General features: G+C 47.0%; 16 protein-coding genes. 7 read left to right on the forward strand and 9 right to left on the reverse strand.

Going from position 1 to position 18,086, the window contains the following annotated elements; genetic code table 11:
* Positions 1 to 120: 120 nt before the first annotated feature.
* Positions 121 to 2,133, reverse strand: coding sequence for a glutaminase domain-containing protein (locus tag GQY55_RS05030; RefSeq protein WP_306434063.1), 2,013 nt, complete (start codon positions 2,131 to 2,133; stop codon positions 121 to 123).
* Between the two features lie 47 nt (positions 2,134 to 2,180).
* Here GQY55_RS05030 and GQY55_RS05035 point away from each other — a divergent pair, with 47 nt between their 5' ends.
* The 3 genes from GQY55_RS05035 to GQY55_RS05045 all read left to right on the forward strand — a co-directional run bounded on the left by GQY55_RS05035 (position 2,181) and on the right by GQY55_RS05045 (position 5,903).
* The gene (locus GQY55_RS05035) at positions 2,181 to 2,993 is read left to right on the forward strand and encodes an AraC family transcriptional regulator (RefSeq protein WP_160038840.1); all 813 of its coding nucleotides are present in this window, start codon (positions 2,181 to 2,183) and stop codon (positions 2,991 to 2,993) included.
* Between the two features lie 287 nt (positions 2,994 to 3,280).
* On the forward strand, positions 3,281 to 4,372 hold the full coding sequence (locus tag GQY55_RS05040; RefSeq protein ID WP_160038842.1) for an RNA-guided endonuclease InsQ/TnpB family protein: 1,092 nt from the start codon (positions 3,281 to 3,283) through the stop codon (positions 4,370 to 4,372).
* A 178-nt stretch (positions 4,373 to 4,550) separates the two neighbouring features.
* Positions 4,551 to 5,903 (forward strand): sodium-dependent transporter, encoded by a 1,353-nt coding sequence (locus GQY55_RS05045; RefSeq protein ID WP_160038844.1) that lies wholly within the window; start codon positions 4,551 to 4,553, stop codon positions 5,901 to 5,903.
* Positions 5,904 to 6,067: 164 nt separating this feature from the next.
* Here GQY55_RS05045 and gndA read toward each other — a convergent pair whose 3' ends face one another.
* The 3 genes from gndA to zwf form a co-directional block, all read right to left on the reverse strand.
* The gene (gndA, locus tag GQY55_RS05050) at positions 6,068 to 7,486 is read right to left on the reverse strand and encodes an NADP-dependent phosphogluconate dehydrogenase (protein ID WP_160038846.1); all 1,419 of its coding nucleotides are present in this window, start codon (positions 7,484 to 7,486) and stop codon (positions 6,068 to 6,070) included.
* Between the two features lie 33 nt (positions 7,487 to 7,519).
* Positions 7,520 to 8,185: a fructose-6-phosphate aldolase gene (fsa, locus tag GQY55_RS05055; protein WP_160038848.1), complete on the reverse strand. Its 666-nt coding sequence runs from the start codon at positions 8,183 to 8,185 to the stop codon at positions 7,520 to 7,522.
* A 65-nt stretch (positions 8,186 to 8,250) separates the two neighbouring features.
* The gene (gene zwf, locus GQY55_RS05060; protein ID WP_160038850.1) at positions 8,251 to 9,783 is read right to left on the reverse strand and encodes a glucose-6-phosphate dehydrogenase; all 1,533 of its coding nucleotides are present in this window, start codon (positions 9,781 to 9,783) and stop codon (positions 8,251 to 8,253) included.
* Between the two features lie 139 nt (positions 9,784 to 9,922).
* Here zwf and GQY55_RS05065 point away from each other — a divergent pair, with 139 nt between their 5' ends.
* The gene (locus tag GQY55_RS05065; protein ID WP_160039791.1) at positions 9,923 to 10,801 is read left to right on the forward strand and encodes a LysR family transcriptional regulator; all 879 of its coding nucleotides are present in this window, start codon (positions 9,923 to 9,925) and stop codon (positions 10,799 to 10,801) included.
* 183 nt (positions 10,802 to 10,984) lie between these two features.
* Here GQY55_RS05065 and GQY55_RS05070 read toward each other — a convergent pair whose 3' ends face one another.
* Together GQY55_RS05070 and GQY55_RS05075 are read right to left on the reverse strand one after the other, a co-directional pair.
* On the reverse strand, positions 10,985 to 11,839 hold the full coding sequence (locus tag GQY55_RS05070) for a hypothetical protein (RefSeq protein ID WP_160038852.1): 855 nt from the start codon (positions 11,837 to 11,839) through the stop codon (positions 10,985 to 10,987).
* 313 nt (positions 11,840 to 12,152) lie between these two features.
* Positions 12,153 to 12,371, reverse strand: a complete 219-nt coding sequence (locus GQY55_RS05075) for a peroxiredoxin family protein (protein WP_160039793.1) — start codon at positions 12,369 to 12,371, stop codon at positions 12,153 to 12,155.
* Positions 12,372 to 12,700: 329 nt separating this feature from the next.
* On the opposite strand from GQY55_RS05075, the gene GQY55_RS05080 reads away from it, so the two are divergent.
* Positions 12,701 to 13,180 carry a GyrI-like domain-containing protein gene (locus GQY55_RS05080; RefSeq protein WP_160039795.1) on the forward strand — a complete coding sequence of 160 codons (480 nt, stop codon included), beginning with the start codon at positions 12,701 to 12,703 and terminating at the stop codon, positions 13,178 to 13,180.
* A 27-nt stretch (positions 13,181 to 13,207) separates the two neighbouring features.
* Positions 13,208 to 13,669: a phage tail protein gene (locus GQY55_RS05085; RefSeq protein ID WP_160038854.1), complete on the forward strand. Its 462-nt coding sequence runs from the start codon at positions 13,208 to 13,210 to the stop codon at positions 13,667 to 13,669.
* A gap of 148 nt (positions 13,670 to 13,817) precedes the next feature.
* Here the strand turns inward: GQY55_RS05085 and GQY55_RS05090 are convergent, their stop codons facing one another.
* On the reverse strand, positions 13,818 to 14,249 hold the full coding sequence (locus GQY55_RS05090; protein WP_160038856.1) for a hypothetical protein: 432 nt from the start codon (positions 14,247 to 14,249) through the stop codon (positions 13,818 to 13,820).
* 172 nt (positions 14,250 to 14,421) lie between these two features.
* Between GQY55_RS05090 and GQY55_RS05095 the strand changes: the two genes are divergently transcribed.
* On the forward strand, positions 14,422 to 15,726 hold the full coding sequence (locus GQY55_RS05095) for a bifunctional DedA family/phosphatase PAP2 family protein (RefSeq protein ID WP_160038858.1): 1,305 nt from the start codon (positions 14,422 to 14,424) through the stop codon (positions 15,724 to 15,726).
* A 266-nt stretch (positions 15,727 to 15,992) separates the two neighbouring features.
* Here GQY55_RS05095 and GQY55_RS05100 read toward each other — a convergent pair whose 3' ends face one another.
* On the reverse strand, positions 15,993 to 16,313 hold the full coding sequence (locus GQY55_RS05100) for a hypothetical protein (RefSeq protein WP_160038860.1): 321 nt from the start codon (positions 16,311 to 16,313) through the stop codon (positions 15,993 to 15,995).
* Positions 16,314 to 17,288: 975 nt separating this feature from the next.
* Positions 17,289 to 18,071: a hypothetical protein gene (locus tag GQY55_RS05105; protein ID WP_160038862.1), complete on the reverse strand. Its 783-nt coding sequence runs from the start codon at positions 18,069 to 18,071 to the stop codon at positions 17,289 to 17,291.
* Positions 18,072 to 18,086 lie beyond the last annotated feature (15 nt).

Genomic DNA, 18,086 nt, shown 5'->3' on the forward strand with positions numbered 1-18,086 from the left:
TCCATTCCTTAAATGCAATAATAAATATATCAAATATATTAGTCAAATCTTTTTTTGAAGCCGCAGCAAAAAAAGAAGACGATCCTCAAGGATCGCCTATCGTTCAGCCATGGTCGTTATTCACTTGTGAAATTTGCATATTTCCTTGTCCATGAGAAGTTTAATGAATAAACCGCCCTGCACCGACCGGTTTTGGAAATTCACCATTTTCGCGTCGGCCGTCGAATAAAAATCGGTCATCGGCACGCGGCTTTCCGACCGGTCATACGCATGCCACAGGCGGTCCACGATGGACGTGAAATCCTCCTTGTTACCGCAAAGCGTGGCGCTCCACACCAGCCAATCGGATTTGGTATACGTGTTGCGGTTATCCAGCATGAGCCCGTACGGGCCGGAATGCTTTTCGATATAGGCTTTCGTCTCCGCCCTGAACGCATCCTCGGGGAATAAACCCAGTCCGAAGATGCGGTCCCAGACCGCATTGTATTTCATGCTGAAGGAGCCGGGCCGGTCAAAAGCGAGGCGGAACGTTCCGTCTTCGTTGGCGGCCATATCCAGCCATTTTTCCGCCATGGACGCGGCAACTTCCATCAGTTGCTCCGCCTTTTCCCCATTCCCTGCCATGCGGTTCAAAATGGAAAAGCCGGCAATCCCCATGATGGCCTTGATCGACAAATTGCAGTTATGAGCCAAATGCCCCGCGAAATCGTCGGTGCACAGCTGATTATCCGGATCCACGCCGTTTTGGATCAAATAATTGCACCATGTTTCAAGATGGCTCCAATGCTCCCGCGCAAACGAAACGTCGTTTTCCGCAATCGCGACGGCCGCCGTGCAAATGAGCATGTTGCCGCATTCCTCCACAGGCATTTGCCACGTCGGGCATGTGCCATGGCTGTACACCTGCCCGTTGAGGAGCGGGTACGTACCTACATCATGCGGAGCAAAGTCATAATGCCAAACATCCGTCCCGGCATATTTGAAAATCGGTCTAAGCATGCCCTTCACCAGCTCCGGGTTGTAGATCAAAAATTGCGGGATGGAAGGGTAAGTCACATCGACGGTAGCCGCGCAGCCGTTACTGAAATTTTCCTTGGAGATAAATAGCACGTCCCCGTTCGGGTCCGCGCAAATTTTATGCGCCGCGGCCGCTTGCCGGTAGGCCAGGGATACCAGCTCTGCGTACTTTTCGCTGCCCGCTTCCGCGGCTTCCCGATACAGCTGCGACGAAAACGTCTCGCATTTCCCATATAGATCGCCGTACTCTCCGAGCGCCTGCTTGATCGCTTCTTCGATGGTTTCCCCGTCTTTTCTCCAATAGGCATCCAGCGGCTCATGGAAATATTCGATGGATTTGATATCGTCATAAGCGACGGCAATCAGCCCTTCCGAACGATCTTCCGTATCCAGCGGGACCGATAGCCCAATCGTATGGTTCACGGTGCCGTATTCGTTGGTGGCGGCTGCAGCGGTCACAGCGGCATGTTCATGATTCGAAGCGAGATAAAGGTACCCCCAGTTGATTCTAAGGTCATCTCCGCATTTGGTTAACATCCGCTGAATTTTGCTCCCCACCCTGCCGCAGGCAAATCCCGGTTCGCTGAGATCGGCGTACACGGTCGGAAACTCGTATTTCAAATTTTGGCATAACTCGTCATCCACCGTGATGGTGATCCTTGCATCATGCTTTTTCCCGTCATTTGTTCCGGCTTTCACGTGAATGTACGATACCGGCCTCGACATCCGCTTCAAATCATCCATCAAAAGAGGCGTAGTAAACGTCACTTCCAGCCGGATCTCATCGCAAGCAAAACGGTACCGGGTGGAAAGCGCCGTCATGTCGAGGCCCATTTGCTCCATTTTCACCGCGTTTGGCTTCAAGCCCATAAAAACATATTCTTTGCCGTCGACCGATGCGGTGCCGATCATGCGATGGGGTTGACCCGTCCAATGTTTGGTGTCCGATTCATTCAGTTTGTCCCCCATCGACCAGACGGAGAAATAAGGATCGACGGTAATCAGCGGAACGGCCGGAGCGCGCAGCTTCATTTCAATTCCTCCTGTTTTCGCTTTGGATTCGGTATGTTCGCGGGTCCTCTCTCGTTGATTATGGTTTAATTTATCATGGTATATGGCGTAATATAATAGGAAATATCATAACAAATGTGAGGATTATCACCATGCATGAAACCATTCACAGCTTTTGGCATATGTGCGATCCGAAACTTCCGTTGAACGTCGTCATGTCGGGCATTTCTTATTGCGATAAAAATTACCGGATCGAGCGGCACGGGGAAAACCTGTTTTCGTTCGAATATATCATCGACGGCAGCGGCGTTCTGGAGATTAACTCCCAAACCTTGTATCCGCAAAAAAACGACGTTTATATGCTGACCCGAAACAGCGACCACGTATATTATTCCAGCGAAGAGCACCCGTGGACCAAAATTTGGGTCGTCTTTTACGGGGATTTGGCCGAATATTTGTTTAAGCGGTATTTGCCCGCCGATACGTATATCGTAAAGGACTGCAACATCTTTTCTTACATGAATGAAATCCTCAACCTTTCGTCCGCCGGCCATAAAAGTTATCCCGATTTGGTCGACGAAGTCTCCGTCCTGCTGCTCAAAATCGTTTTGCGCTTAAAAAACCATCTGGAACATAAAGTGCTTTCCCCCGCCGAGCAAATCAAATTATGTTTGGACGTCAACATCGAAAACAGGATGGATATCAACGATGTGTGCGTACAGCTCGGATATTCGAAAAATTACATCATCAAGCTGTTTCGGGAAACGTACGGGATCACTCCCTATGCCTATTTCCGAAAACGCAAAATCGAGCTTGCCCAGCAATATTTGCTGAACACGCACCTTACCGTCAATGAAATTTCCTCCAAGCTGAACTTCGCGGACCAGCATTATTTTGCTTCGTCTTTTAAAGCCATTGTCGGCGTATCCCCGTCGGAATATCGAAAAACGGCGAAAAGCCGGTGAGATGGTTAGCGTCATAGATTATATGTAAATAAAAAATATCAAAAAAATAGATATAAATAGCCTACTAAACTATACTTTATGTATAAGAAATCTACTATAAAACATGCTCGAATCAAATCGTCTGGTTTGTCAAAAATCAAAGGAAAGCGCTCATTTCCCAAGCCAAATGCTACTAGAAAGACCTTTTTTCAAGAAATCGAGCAGGAAAAGCTTTAGTGGTTTCTAATCGCAGTTTTGGGAAGGTGTCGTTCGTAAGTACATCGATATTCAAAAGAAAGGAGATCCTCATGCTACGCACGTATAAGTTCCGTATTGAGCCAACAAAAGAACAGCGGGAAACAATAAAGGATACACTCATGTATTGCCGCCGACTCTATAATGCTTTGCTTGAACAAAGAATGGCGGCATACAAAAAGCGTGGCATATCTCTAACTTTCTACTCTCAAAAGAAAGAGCTGCCTACACTTAAAAAGGAATGCGAAGAGTATAGAAGTGTTCACTCTCAAGTTTTGCAAAACGTAGTCGAACGTTTGGATCAAGCTTATAAAGCTTTTTTCAGACGATTGAAACGTAATGAAAAGGCAGGGTTTCCTCGTTTCAAAGGAGAGAATCGTTATCACAGCTTCACATACCCACAATCAGGTTTTTCACTGGAAGGTAAATACATCACACTGTCCAAAGTTGGAACCGTTCGAATCAAATTGCATCGACAAATAAAGGGTACGATCAAGACCTGTACAGTGGTGGCCAAAAATGGACGATACTACGTATGCTTATCTTGCGAAATTGAAGCGGGAGGATTGCCGACAGGGAAAGTGGTCGGTGTTGACCTGGGCTTGAAACATCTGGCGGTTACATCGGATGGTGATTTTCATGATGCGCCTAAGTATTTGCGTAAAAGCGAGCGGGAGCTTAAGAGATTACAGCGTATCGTATCCAGACGCATGAAAGGGTCAAGGAGGCGAAAAAAGGCCTTGGCACTTCTTGCCAAGAAACATGAACATATTGCAAATCAACGCAAAAATAATGCACACCATGTATCACGCCAATTGATTAATCGCTATGATTTGATCGCCTTTGAAGATTTAAAAATCACAAACATGGTGAAAAATAATCATCTGGCAAAGAGCATTACAGACGCAGGATGGAATCAACTGGTACACTTCACAACTTACAAGGCTGAAAGTGCTGGTAAACGTGTTGTTCTGGTTGACCCACGAAACACAAGTCAGCAATGCTCCAACTGTAATGAAATAGGAAAGAAAACATTGGCAGTGCGGACACATCGTTGTCCTACCTGTGGCTTTGAATGTGACCGTGATGTAAATGCCGCCAAAAATATTCTCAAGCGGGCAGTGCAACAATCAAACGTGTCGTAAAGACATGCTGGGCTAGGAACTAGCCTTTGTGGAGAGTGCGGCAAATAGCCGGCTCAATGAAGCGAGAAGCTCTCCAAAAAATTATTGGAGAGAGGTTCACGAACATTTTCATATGCCATTGAACGCAAAATACAATATAATAAAAAGAACTTTCAAAAATAAAACTGGGGGAACATCTATGACAACACCACAAAAAAACCCAGCGGCAGCAGGAAAAAACGATCGTTTTTCTTCGGCAGGGTTTATCCTCGCCGCCATCGGCAGCTCCGTGGGTCTCGGGAACATGTGGAAGTTTCCGTACATTACGGGCAAATATGGCGGGGCAGCTTTTTTTCTTCTTTTTATCGTCTGCTTGATCGTCATCGGTTTGCCTGTGCTGCTGGCCGAATTGGCCATCGGCAGAGCCGGCAGGGGCAGCGCGGCCACCTCGTTCGTCAAAGCCGGCGGCTCCAAAATTTTCGGCCGTCTCGGCTTGCTGCAAATCATTGCCCCGTTTCTGATCTTGACCTTCTACGTCATCGTGGCGGGCTGGACGCTTCATTACGCGGTGCAATCATTCAGCGGGCATTTGTACAGCAATACGGATTTCAGTGGACAATTTAGCGGCTTTATCGGCGGCTATATGCCGATCGTCTGGCAAGTCATCGCCATTGCGATCACGGGTTTTGTCGTGGTTAAAGGGATTTCCGGAGGCATCGAAAAATTCAACAAGATCCTCATCCCCGGCATGATTATTCTGCTGATCGTGATGATGATCCGTGCCGTCACCCTGCCGGGTGCGGGCGAAGGCGTAGCGTTTTTCCTGAAACCCGACTTTTCCAAATTAACCACCGAATCCGCGTTGGTTGCGCTTGGACATGCCTTCTTCTCTCTATCACTGGGCATGGGTATTTTGCTGACGTACGGCGCTTACGTGGACAAGCGTCAATCGCTCGGCGCGGCGACGATCGCCATCGGGGCAGGCGACCTGATTTACGCCTTCGTTGCCGGGCTCATCATTTTCCCGACGACCGCTTCCTTCGGGATTGCGTCCGACTCCGGACCGAGCCTCGTGTTCATCGCTCTGCCGGCGGCCTTTTCGGCCATGCCTTTCGGCGCGTTTTTCGGCGGAATATTTTTCATTCTGCTGGCGATCGCCGCGCTGACGTCGGCGGTATCGCTGCTCGAGGTTCCCGTCTCCTTTGCGATGGATCGCTGGGGCTGGAGCCGCATGAAGTCCGTTCTGATCATCTCGGTGCTGGTGCTGCTTGTCGGCCTGCCTTCGGCTTTGTCCTTCGGCATCGTGCCGGCCTTTACGCACATGGGCAGCAAAAACTTTTTTGACTGGCTCGATTTTATCGCTTCGAATATTCTGCTTCCGGTAGGCGGTTTGATCACCACGCTGTTTGCGGGGTATTTCTGGAAAAACGCCGCGGAGGCGGCGGGACTCAAATCCGCATGGTTCCGGGTGTGGCTGTTCACGCTCCGGTACATCGCACCGATTCTCGTGGTTCTCGTGCTTCTGCACACGACGGGAGTCATCCGGTTCTAATAGCAAAAAGGCAATCTCTATACGGTTCTGTCAGGGCAGACCGAAGAGATTGCCTTTTTTAACATTATAGGGTTCATAAATTTCGGGGCTCCCCGCAAAATACCTGAATCAGCTTCGAAGCCAAGGCCCCGCTTTGCGGGGTTATTTTATTGGCTTAATAGCGCTTATTCAGCAGACTCCATCCATTGAAAATGGAAGGTGCCTTCCTTGTCGACGCGCTCGAACGTATGCGCTCCGAAATAGTCGCGCTGGGCTTGCAGCAGGTTGGCCGGCAGACGCTCCGTACGGTAGCTGTCAAAATAGGCCAGGGCCGATGCAAATGCCGGAACCGGGATCCCGCGCTGCATCGCGATGGACACGACGGTTCTCCAGGCTTCCTGATAGTTGTTCACGACCCAGCCGAAATAATCGTCGAGCAGCAAGTTTTTCAGATCCGGATTTTTGTCGTAGGCTTCCTTGATATTTTGGAGGAAACGGGCACGGATGATGCAGCCCCCTCTAAAGATCATGGCAATGCTGCCAAAGTTCAAATTCCAGTTATACTCCTCGGATGCGGATCGCAGTTGGGCGAAGCCTTGGGCATACGAAGCGATTTTGCTCGCGTAGAGCGCTTTGCGCACCGCTTCAATGAACTCTCTGGAATCGCCGGTGTACGGAGTTTTCTCGGGACCGCTCAGAACCTTGCTGGCCTGCACGCGTTCTTCCTTCATCGCGGACAAAAAGCGGGAAAATACCGATTCGGTCACGATGGAAAGCGGTACGCCCAGATCCAAGGAGCTTTGACTCGTCCATTTGCCCGTCCCCTTTTGCCCGGCGGCGTCCAAAATGACATCGACCATCGCTTTGCCGGTTTCGGGATCCTTTTTGGAGAAAATATCCGCCGTGATCTCGATCAGATAGCTGTCCAGCTCGCCCCGGTTCCACTCCGTAAAGATGTCATGCAGTTCTTCCGTGCCAAGATCCAGCACATCCTTCAGCAGGTGGTACGCTTCCCCGATGAGCTGCATGTCGCCGTATTCGATCCCGTTGTGCACCATTTTAACGTAGTGGCCGGAACCGCCTTCGCCGATGTAAGTCGAGCATGGGTCTCCGTTTACTTTTGCAGAGATGGCTGTCAGAATCGGCTCCACCAATTCATAGGCGTCCTTCTGCCCGCCCGGCATGATGGCAGGACCTTTGAGCGCCCCTTCTTCCCCGCCGGATACCCCGGCTCCGATAAACCGGATGCCTTTGGCCTGAAGCTCCTTATACCTCCGCTCGGTGTCCGGGAAATAGGCGTTGCCGCCATCAATCAGAATGTCTCCCTCTTGCAAATGCGGTACCAGCTGCTCAATCAGCGCATCGGTCGGCTGACCCGCTTTGACCATCATCATGATTTTGCGCGGCGTCTCAAGCGACTGCACGAATTCCTCGATGCTGAACGTGCCGACGAAGTTTTTGCCTTCGGCTTCCGCCAGAAGTTCCTTCGTTTTTTCAGGGGAACGGTTATATAAAGCGACCGAGAAACCCTTGCTTTCCATGTTGAGGGCCAGGTTTTTGCCCATGACGGCGAGTCCGGCCACTCCGATCTGTTGTTTGCTCATCGTTTCTCTTCTCCTCCTATGTCTCTTTACCGGTTACTGAACGCTGTTTTTCCAATCAGCCGCAAATTTGACGAGGCCTTGGTCGGTCAGCGGGTGTTTCGCAAGCTGCGCAATGACGGAGAACGGCACCGTCGCAATATGTGCTCCCGCCATCGCTACGCGGGTCACGTGGTCCGGATGGCGGACCGAGGCGGCGATGATTTGCGTGTCGAGGTTATGCGCGCGGAACAGCTGCGCGATTTTGTCTACCAAAAGTACGCCGTCTTCCGAGATGTCGTCCAGCCGTCCCAGGAAAGGCGATACGTACGTGGCGCCGGCACGGGCCGCAAGCAGCGCCTGGTTGACGGTAAAAATGAGCGTGACGTTCGTTTTGACCCCTTTGCGGGACAAATAACGGCAGGCTTCCAGACCCGCAAGGGTCATCGGCAGCTTGATCGTGATTTTCGGATCGTTGCCGTTGATTTTGATCAGCTCGTTGGCCTGCGCGATCATCTCTTCGGCCGTTTCGGCATCCGGCGTCACTTCGGCGGAAACGGATTCGACTTCCGGAACCGCCCGGCAAATTTCAGCGATACGGTCCTCGAATTTCACGCCTTCCTTGGCGACCAGGGAAGGGTTTGTCGTTACGCCGGACAGCACCCCGATTTTGTAGGCCGACTGAATGTCTTGCAGATTCGCGGTATCAATAAAAAATTTCATGAATTACAACCTCCCATGAGTTTTGTTTTCGTCATTTACTGCTAAAAACGCCTTGTTAGCCCGGCTCAGCTGGCCGTGACATGCTCGACAGGCTTCCGCCCTTCTTCCGCATTTGCCGCCTCATGTTCGGACGGCTCGTCGAACCACCAATGGAATCCGTCCTGAGCCAGCAGCGCATTGGCGGCTTCCGGACCGTGGGAACCGGCCGCATACGGATAAAGCGGCACTTCGCCCGCTTCAAACGCTTCGAGGATCGGCTGCACCCACTGCCAGGACAAGTCGACCTCATCCCAATGGACGAAAAACGTCGAATCGCCGTTCAGCGCGTCATCAATGAGCGTTTCGTAAGCTTCCTGGCCTTCGATGCGGTCCGGGAACATGTCGATATGAACCGGCTTGAATTCGCCTTTATGGTTCGGGTCCTTCGTATTAAGCTGCAGCGTGATGCCTTCGTTCGGTCCGATTTCGAAAACGAGCAGATTCGGCACGCTCGTATCCTCGGCAGCGGCCGAAGAGCGGAGCGGTTCCTTGAATTCGACCACGATGCGCGTATTTTTGGACTTCAGGCGTTTGCCCGTCCGGATATAAAACGGAACGCCCCGCCAGTAATAGTTGTCGATGTTCAGCTTGGCGGCGATAAACGTATCGTTTTTCGAATCGGGCGAAATGCCGGGTTCCGACGTATACCCTTGAACCGGTTTTCCTTGGATGGCTCCTGCGGCATATTGTCCCCGGACGATCCGCGTATGCACGTCCTGCCGCGCCAAAGGCTCGAGCGCTTCCAGCACGTTCTTTTTCTTCAGCCTGATATCCTCGGCCGTCGCGTTGGTGTTCGGCACATGGATCGAGAGCATCATGAGCAGCTGCATCATATGGTTCTGGAACATGTCCCGAATCGCTCCCGCCTGGTCGTAATACCCGGCGCGGTCTTCGACGCCGACCGTCTCGTCGGCCGTAATCTGGACGTTGGCGATATAACGGCTGGTCCACAACGCCTGAATGACCGGATTCGCCTGCTTGAACGCTTCAAGCCGTTGAACCATCGATTTGCCGAGGTAATGGTCGATCCGGTAAATCTCGTCTTCGGTAAACGCCTGGCTGAGTTGGCTGTTGAGTTCCCGCGCCGAAGCGAGGTCATGCCCGAAGGGCTTCTCGATGATGAGCCGTTTCCAGCCGGTTACGCTGCCGAGCCCGCTTTGCTCGATTTGGGTCGCGATCGTGCCGAAGAAGTTCGGGGCGACCGACAAATAAAACAGCCGGTTGGCCGCTCCTCCCGCTCCATTTTCCCAGCTTTCCACCCGTTCTTTTAATTGGACAAAATGCTCCAGGCGATCGATATGCAGAATGTTAAACCCGAACAAATCCAAAAAGGACCGCAGGGTGTCGTCTTCCTTCACGTCCAGCCGGTAAAACTCATGCAAGGATTGCTTGACATGCGCGCGGAACGTCTCGTCGGTCAGCTCTTTGCGCCCGAGTCCGATCACGGCAAAAGACTTCGGCAGTTTCCCATGAATATATAAATGATATAAGGCCGGATAGATTTTGCGCTTGGCCAAATCCCCGGTGGCTCCAAACAATACAAAAGTGGTAGGATTCATTTTGATTTCTCCCTCCTTCAGAGTTTCGGGACAAGATTCGCCGCCCCCAACTCTGGTTTCTATGTCTTGGATTCACTATAATACAAATAAGTACCATACACATAATTAATATATTTCTGAGGAGATATAGATCATGTCTATGACCAACAATTACGAGCTGTACAAAGTGTTTTATTGGGCGGCCAAAACGGGCAGCCTGACGCAAGCGGCCAAAACCTTGTACCTGACCCAGCCCAGCGTCAGCCATGCCATCAAGCAGCTCGAGGAACGGGTTGGCCTCACCCTTTTTTACCGGAACGCCAAAGGCGTCTCTCTTACACAGGAAGGAAAAATTCTTTTTTCATATATCGAGCAGTCCCAAATTCTCATCACCTTGGCCGAAGAAAAAATGGAGGCGCTGAAAAGCCTCGAAAGCGGCGAGCTTCGCATCGGCGGCAGCGATTCGCTGTTCAAGCATTACCTGCTTCCGTATTTGGAAGACTTTCACGTTCGTTATCCGGGCATCAAGCTGCACTTGAAGCATGGCACGACGCCGGAGGTCATCTCGTACCTGAAGGAAGGGCGCATCGACCTCGGGGTCGTGCGGATGCCGATCGTGGACTCTCAACTGGAGGTCACCGAAAGCACCGAGCTGCAGGACTGCTTTGTCGCCGGCGAGCGTTACGCCGAGCTGAAAGGGCAAACGATGACCATGGAAGAGCTGATGGAATATCCCATCATCTTGTTTTCGCGCAACAGCCGGGTCAGAATGGCGATCAACGAGCTTTTCGAAAAATACGGGCATGAGCTGAAGCCGGATATCGAAGTGGGCAGCGTCGACCTGCTCATCGAGTTTGCGCGCAGGGGGCTCGGCATTTCCTATGTAACGCGCGAATTCGTGTCCAAGGAATTGAAGGAAGGTTCGCTGTTTGAGGTCAAGCTGGATGTCGAGATCCCTCCTTCCAAGGTGGGGATCATGATCATGCGCAACCTGCCGATCTCTTCGGCAGCAACCAAATTCATCGGCATGGTTCCGTAAAGGCGGTCAGCCCATCACTCCTGCACTCGTTTTTTTCTTACCCATTTATCGAATATGGGACGACCCTTTTTTATATGGGAATCCTGCCGCCCGTAAATTAAGAAAGGCAGCCGACCAAATAAGGCCGGCTGCCTTCAACTGTCTATATTGTGTTATCGTTCCTATTAGCGTAATAGACTCTCGTTAGTTTGTTGAGCTAAAATATGCTGATAAAATCCCCGCTAAAACTTGCTTATGTTCGCTAATATCATATGAAGAATTGTCCACTTTTTTCTTAGCTATATTTACGCCATTAAATATTTCTTCTTCTAATTCCCTTCTTGCCTTAAGAACCTGCAGCGTTCCATCTAATCCTTTGTAACTCTGCTTTTTTCCATACCCTTGGCTTGTATAATATTCCATAAACCCCTCTGACCATTCTTGAGGTCTTTCCTTTACGGCCTTTCTGAAAGAATGTTCGAGATCGTTCTGTTCCACGTAAATCAACAATGGATTTAGTCGCTCCACAATTGTTGCCAGTTCTAGAACATAACTTATAACGTCTTCCTTCTTTGCGGCATGTTTAATCATTCCGATGGTTACAGGATTTTGTATAAAACAACAATCAAAAACAAAGGTGTCCGTACCATTCAAAACGCTCTCCGCAAACTTCTTCCATCTCTCTGTTATCAGTTTCCTGTTTAGATCAAGTGACAATTCATAAACATCATTTTTGAAAACTGCATGTAGCAATTCTTCCGGCAAACTTGACTCGTATTCGTTTTTTAATTTCCGATATTCCAGAAAACAATCGTTACCGTGTTTAATCATACAATTACTTAACAAATCTTTAAACTTTTCATGGGTACTCAGTAATTCATCGATTTCATTTTTCTTAAAAAAGGCGACTCCATCATAATCAGCAGGATGTTCTGGATTTCCTTCTAAAAACAGCTGAGATTTAATGTTCATTTCCGTAAGAATTTCATGAACTAGTCGGGCGGTTGTTGTTTTCCCGAATCCTGGTAATCCTTCAATCAAGACTAACTTAGATCTCATGATATAGTTCCTCCATTCGCAATTAGGAGGGGAAGCAGGTAAGAATCAATAGAGATGCGGTTTCCCACGAAAATTAAAAGCGGATACCATCAGGTATCCGCAGAATGGGTTTTGATACACCTTTCCCTGCATACCCTGTAAGATTAAAGAAAAGCATGCCTAATAAAATAGTGTAGTCACTATTACAGGCATCTTTTCGAACTGTTAATCTTTACAGAGTAATCCACATGATAAGGTTTATGCTCCTTTGTTTGCATCTCTATCGTTTAGATTAACATTGCGTATTAATAAATACAATCAAACCTGCCGTTAGTTAAGAAAAAGGCAGCCGACCAAAAAAGCCGCCGGCCCTGTCGGCGACACCGCCGTTCAAATCGCTCAGCACCTGGAAGGTCAACTCTTCCTTCTCCTTATTCGACAGCCAGTTGTCAGGGCTTTGCAGAGAAACGGCAATCAGTTGGCCGCCAAGTTTCTTAATATCCGGCAGCAATTGTTGGTAGCGATAAAGTCTTCCTTCGCTTGGTCGAATAATTCTTTAATCGCCATTCCCGCAACACTCCTTTTACGTTTTGCCCATATAACAATGTAAGGTTTTGATTTGTGACATGGGGAAGATAAAAAATTAGCGTGAGCCTGCCCGTTTACAACTTAGCGAGTGTGTTAAAGCTGTTTTACTAGATTATGATAAAAGAACTAGATCCTATTTCTATGAGTTTATTTTTTGCGGGTTAAATTGGGCGCGGTTGTTAACTTATTTTTTATCGGGTCCTAAACAGTATCATTTTTTGACATGATTTAAAGCTATGATAAAACCAAGTGAAAGAACAAAACACTAATTTTAAGAAAAGGCAGGTTTTGAATATGGCAAACTATACGATTGAAGAAAAAGACAGCTTTACCGTTTTGGGCATTGGTACGGAGCTTAAAAGCCATTACACGGACTATGCCGGCATAAACAAGGAAAAGGCGGACTTTTGGTCTGCCGTCGAACAAGACGGAAGACTGGACACTTTAAAATCCATCGCCGCAAACAACTACATTTTTGCCGTGAACGAAGCGGTGAATAACAAGATGATGTATTATGCCGGCGTCATGACGGAGGCATCGCTACCCGAAGCATCGAGAATCATTCAATTCCCTAAGGGGGAATACCTCGTGGTTAAAGGAGAAGCGAAGACTTCCGAAGAGTTGAGTAACACGCTTGCCGGCATTGCCTTTGGTCAAGTCCTGCCGGAAGTAAAGGATTTTGCCTATGTCGGCGGACCAAATGCGACGGTTGAGATGGGTCAGCGAAATGACCACGTTTTTGGCGAAATGTGGATTCCTGTGGTTAGAAAATAATATTGAACCCTAAAAGGAGGAATCGAAATGTCCTATGTCGTTGATTTTAAAAATGTATCTACGGTTGGTTTGGAGTCTTCACCCGTAGCGGAAGCGCTTGCCGGTTTGCGTGCGAATGAAGCCCGCTACCTGATGAACAAATACAATCATGAATTTACGGTTGTACCCGCTAGCGAAAGCCAAGAGACCCTTGACTATGTAAACCGGATTTTGAAAGAAGAACGTGGGATTGAGTTTGCGGCCAAACCATTGGAAACGTCGCGTTTTCAATTGGAAAACATCCAATTTACTTACGTGTTTTATGAGGATGGCCTTGGCCTCAATGTCATGTATACGGTGGATGACCCGAAGAAGCGGGCGGTTGGTTTTAAGCTTTCGGAGGGAATGGAGGTACCAAAGGAGTTAGGGAATTTTAAGTTTGCCCGGCAGAAATCCAAACTGGCTGGAACCATCCGGGGGTCGTTTTTTGTCATTAAAGGTGAATATTAAATAATGAACAGCACCTCTCCGTCCAATTCGAGGGTGCTGTTATTTTTTTTCGCCCGTTTGCTCAATTCATACCCGTAACATGAACAAAGCAACAAGAGCCTATGGTTAGTTAAAAAAGGCATCCCTGTGCAACTAGAACGAACCGGACTTAGTGACGGATGGGTTGCTTTCTAAAACTAGCGATCAGAGAATGCCCCATAATGATGCAGGAAACGATAACAATGTAATGATTTGTTGCGATATATGCAGCGATCGATGGATTCCATTTAAATAAACCTAGATACACCCAGACATAACTCAAAGAAACGACCAGAGAGGGTAAAGTCAGCAACAACAACCTTGATTTATCGATCCATATCGTTCCCTCAGTTCGCCGATCCATGCCGCCAAGGCCCAGCAAAACGCCAATGCCTCCAAAAAACACGATGGAGACGATCGTCACATATACAGGACTAAAGCGATAGGTTGTTTTTACTTGCTCAAGATGGTTTTCTATTAACATACTTCCTAATGCGAAAAAAGCGACAATAAAAACAAGGTAAATAAAATTTTTTAGGATGCCCCGTTGGTTTTTTTTCATAAAGGTTATCCCCCAATTTTTTCGGATGAACAACTTCATTTTAACTATATATGGATAATAAATCCATTCCCCTGTATACCCAAAAAAATGTAAGAACACTCCGCCCTTTTCGCCTTCCTGTCCGGATGGAATGACGATCCTCCGAGCAAACTACTGGAAAGGAGGGCATTCCATGGTAAGCATGACTTCTTGGCTTGAGCATTACGGTTACGCGCTGATTTTTACGGCCTTATTTTTAGAGATGCTCGCTCTGCCCATTCCCGGCGAAATGATGATGAGCTACACCGGTTTGCTTGTCTTTGAAGGAAAATTGAACTGGCTGTTAAGCATCGTTGCGGCGAGCTTGGGTGTATCTGCCGGCGTTACGTTATCTTATTGGATCGGCTACCGTTTCGGCAATACGCTCGTAACCAAATACGGCGAACGCATCCATTTGGGAGAAGAACGGCTTGCCAAAATGACCAGCTGGTTCGAGAAATACGGAAACAAACTGCTGTTTGTCGTATATTTTATCCCCGGCGTCAGGCATATCACCGGTTATTTTTGCGGGATCACCCGGATGCCGTTCAGAAAATACGCGGTATATGCGCTACCCGGCGCGGTGTTTTGGGTCAGCCTGTTCATTTCGCTCGGAAGAGTGCTTGGCCCCAAGTGGGAGATGTATCACAAAACCGTAAACCGTTATATGGTTATATTCGGGATTTTGTCCGCTGTATTGGGCGCCTTGATCTATATATACCGAAAAAATAAACAACGTTTGCTGGAATCGATCCTGTCTCTAATTCAAAAGGGAATACGCCATTTCAACTCGCTGGGCAAAGTCCGCTTTCTGGTTTTGGTCGCGTTTGTGGTGTTTGTGACATGCGTTTCATTGATGCTCGGGCTCATTCAGGACTTTTTGGCGCAGGAATTCAGCCAATTCGACGAGATTGCTTCCTACATTATCCTCACGCTATTCGGCCCGGAGTGGCGGCAGCCGATGGAATTTTTCGCAGTGCTGGGCTCCGACGTTCTTTATGCTTCCGTGATCTTGGTGACGGCGTTATGGGTATTGTTCAAATCCCGGAAAAAGCTGCTGGAGCTGTCGTTTTTCCTTTGGGTTCTCGTCGGAGGCGAGCTGCTTGATGAAGGGCTGCGCGCGTTGTTCCATCGTCCCGGCCCGGTCGTTTTCGGCCATCAATGGATCAACACCTTCCCGAGCGAGGATACGATCACAGCGGTGACGATCTACGGCTTTTCCGCCTTTCTGCTGCTCCGTCATGCGGGCAAAAGCGCGGTGGCGATTCCCGTAACCCTAATCGTCATACTGGCATGCGCGCTGATCGGAACGAGCCGCGTCTATTTCGGTACGCAGTTTCCAAGCGACGTGGTTGCAGGGTACGTTTTTGGAGGGGTGTGGATCAGTTTAAACGTCTTGCTGCTCGAAATTTTGAGGATGCTCCAAAAGAATAAAAAAAACGGCCGGAAAACGGAGTGACCCCAAAAAGTTAGACAGGTTATATTATTAGATGGCTTTTTGGGCATGAGTACGGTACAGTACCGGACGCATGCCCTTAGCTTTGTTTTAGTTCGCTTATTATTGTTAATAATCGATGTTTTTCGGTCTTGATCCGCACCAGCGATCGCCATGTGACGCCTGCCCGATTCTCCTCCAAAAGAATTAATGATAATTTGGCCGAACAGAAGCTTATTGATGGAATCAGAAATCCTTGTTTAATCAAATTGTCCATCCTGCCCTTGACCCTAAACAAAACTTAAAATATCATCCATAATGTCACCATTTAAATGCTGAAGGTAATGATAATGTGCTATTAATCGATCATCCAAGAAAACATTTAGTGTTGTTTGGATATACTCAACTGGTTCGTCAAAACGATAATTAATTACAAGAGCAATTTTTTCTTTTGTTAATGATATTTCAGATGTATCCATAGTTTTAAATGCTTGGTGAAATTCAAAAGGTTCCTCTTCCTTCCAACAATTTGTATATTCCCAAAATCCCACTATAGCCTTTTCAAATGATCTTTCCCTCTCCCCAAAAAGTTTCAAGCTGTTTGCATCCATTTTTTTCTTCAGCCCTTCATAGTTTTAATTCAACGTTCTACCAAAATAATCAAAAATAAAATTTTTGATTATCCACAAATTCCAAGATTCTCAAATCAACCATCTCCTTCACCATTATTTTCATGGTATAGTTTTTCCTTCGGTCGACGAGTGTCCGTTGGTAGCGGTTAGTGGCCTATCGCTCCACAGATAGTCAAGTACGGTTGTATCGATATCAGGCCACCTCAACCCATATACCAAGAGAGCCATAACAACTAGCGCTTACCTGATTAAACATGATTCGTATAACATCCATTGAGTCGATTTTTAACCCTCTTAGTACCACGATTAACACTTGCAAATGATTTGGAGTAAAAATTATCCCCTAATCAATTTTCGGATTATTTTTTTAATAAATCACCAAAGTAGATAGCTATATCTAATGCAACAGCTTGATACAAATTAACTTTTTTCCAAAAGTCAAAATGAACCAAGCGCAGGATGCAGTATATATAAACTTTTTGAATCAAAATTATATTCTTTATGTTATAGAACAGGTATTTAAGTAATAGGAGTGAATTTGTTATATCGGCTTATGGAACCACCTGTAGCTATTAAAGATTACGCTAAACTAAGTAAAAAACTTGCTAAAACTCATTTCAACTGGTTTATAAGTCAAGTGCCATCAAGAATAGACCAACTTAAGGAGTTCACACGAATTGGAAAAGAAAAATCCACATGGAGTTGTTACACTACATTGTGGATAAACTATTCAAACCATACTCGTTTTTAAGGAAAGGAATTCACCTTGTGCAATTCTTCTTTAAGTGATGTTTATATAGCGATGCCATCCATCAGCAACCTCGCCAAATTCCTCTATAATTGATTCTAGATTACTAAAGCGAGGTGTCCATACATCGACCTTGTCATTTACTAAATTTTCGGAGGTTACTTCAACTCTCAAATGTAAACTTATGTTGAAACTTTATACGGGGATCATCTCCTATTCTTTTCTATCTCTTTAACAATAATTACTATCTCATCAAACATTTCCTTAATTGTGGTATCTTTAAGACTGATCACCTCTTTGACCATAATATAAGAACTCCGGATATAGTTTGGAACTCCAGCGATATTCTTTATAAAGGGGCCATCAATGATATCGTAGTCCCATTCTCCTCCAAAAGTGTTGATGATAATTTGGCCGAAACAGAAGCTTATTGATGGAATTTCCTCGCTAGAAACACCTTGTTTAATCAACCTGTCCAAAACGAACAGTGAGTTGGCATCGTGAAGATCAATTTCATGGGCTTGTATAAATCTCTCCAACTTAGGTTTCCAAGACGGATTCAAAAAATTATCATCTTCGGGAAATTTCTCAGGAGGATTCTGCTCAAACCATTGCATCCCGAATTGTTCAACGATAACTAAAATCTTGTGCAATTCTTCTTTAAGTGATGTTATATCACTATAGCGATGCCATCCATCAGCAATCTCACCAAATTCTTCTATAATTGATTCTAGATCACTAAAGCGAGGTGTCCATACATCGACCTTGTCATTTACTAAATAAATGGTATTCGTTGATGCTCCGCTCTGAACATACAAATTACAACGTATCGCATTTTTAATCCAATCACTTTTATCAATCTCAATAAACTCTTTATATCCATTCGATGAACGTACAAAAAGCCACTGAGCAGGTGATTTTTGATATTCGAAGCCGAATTCTTTGAATTTATCAACTAAAATCTCTTCAATATACTTTGATATTCTCATCATAAGTCTCCTTTT

It is taken from the genome of Paenibacillus sp. USDA918EY (assembly GCF_009870825.1).
GTDB lineage: Bacteria > Bacillota > Bacilli > Paenibacillales > Paenibacillaceae > Paenibacillus_AQ > Paenibacillus_AQ albilobatus.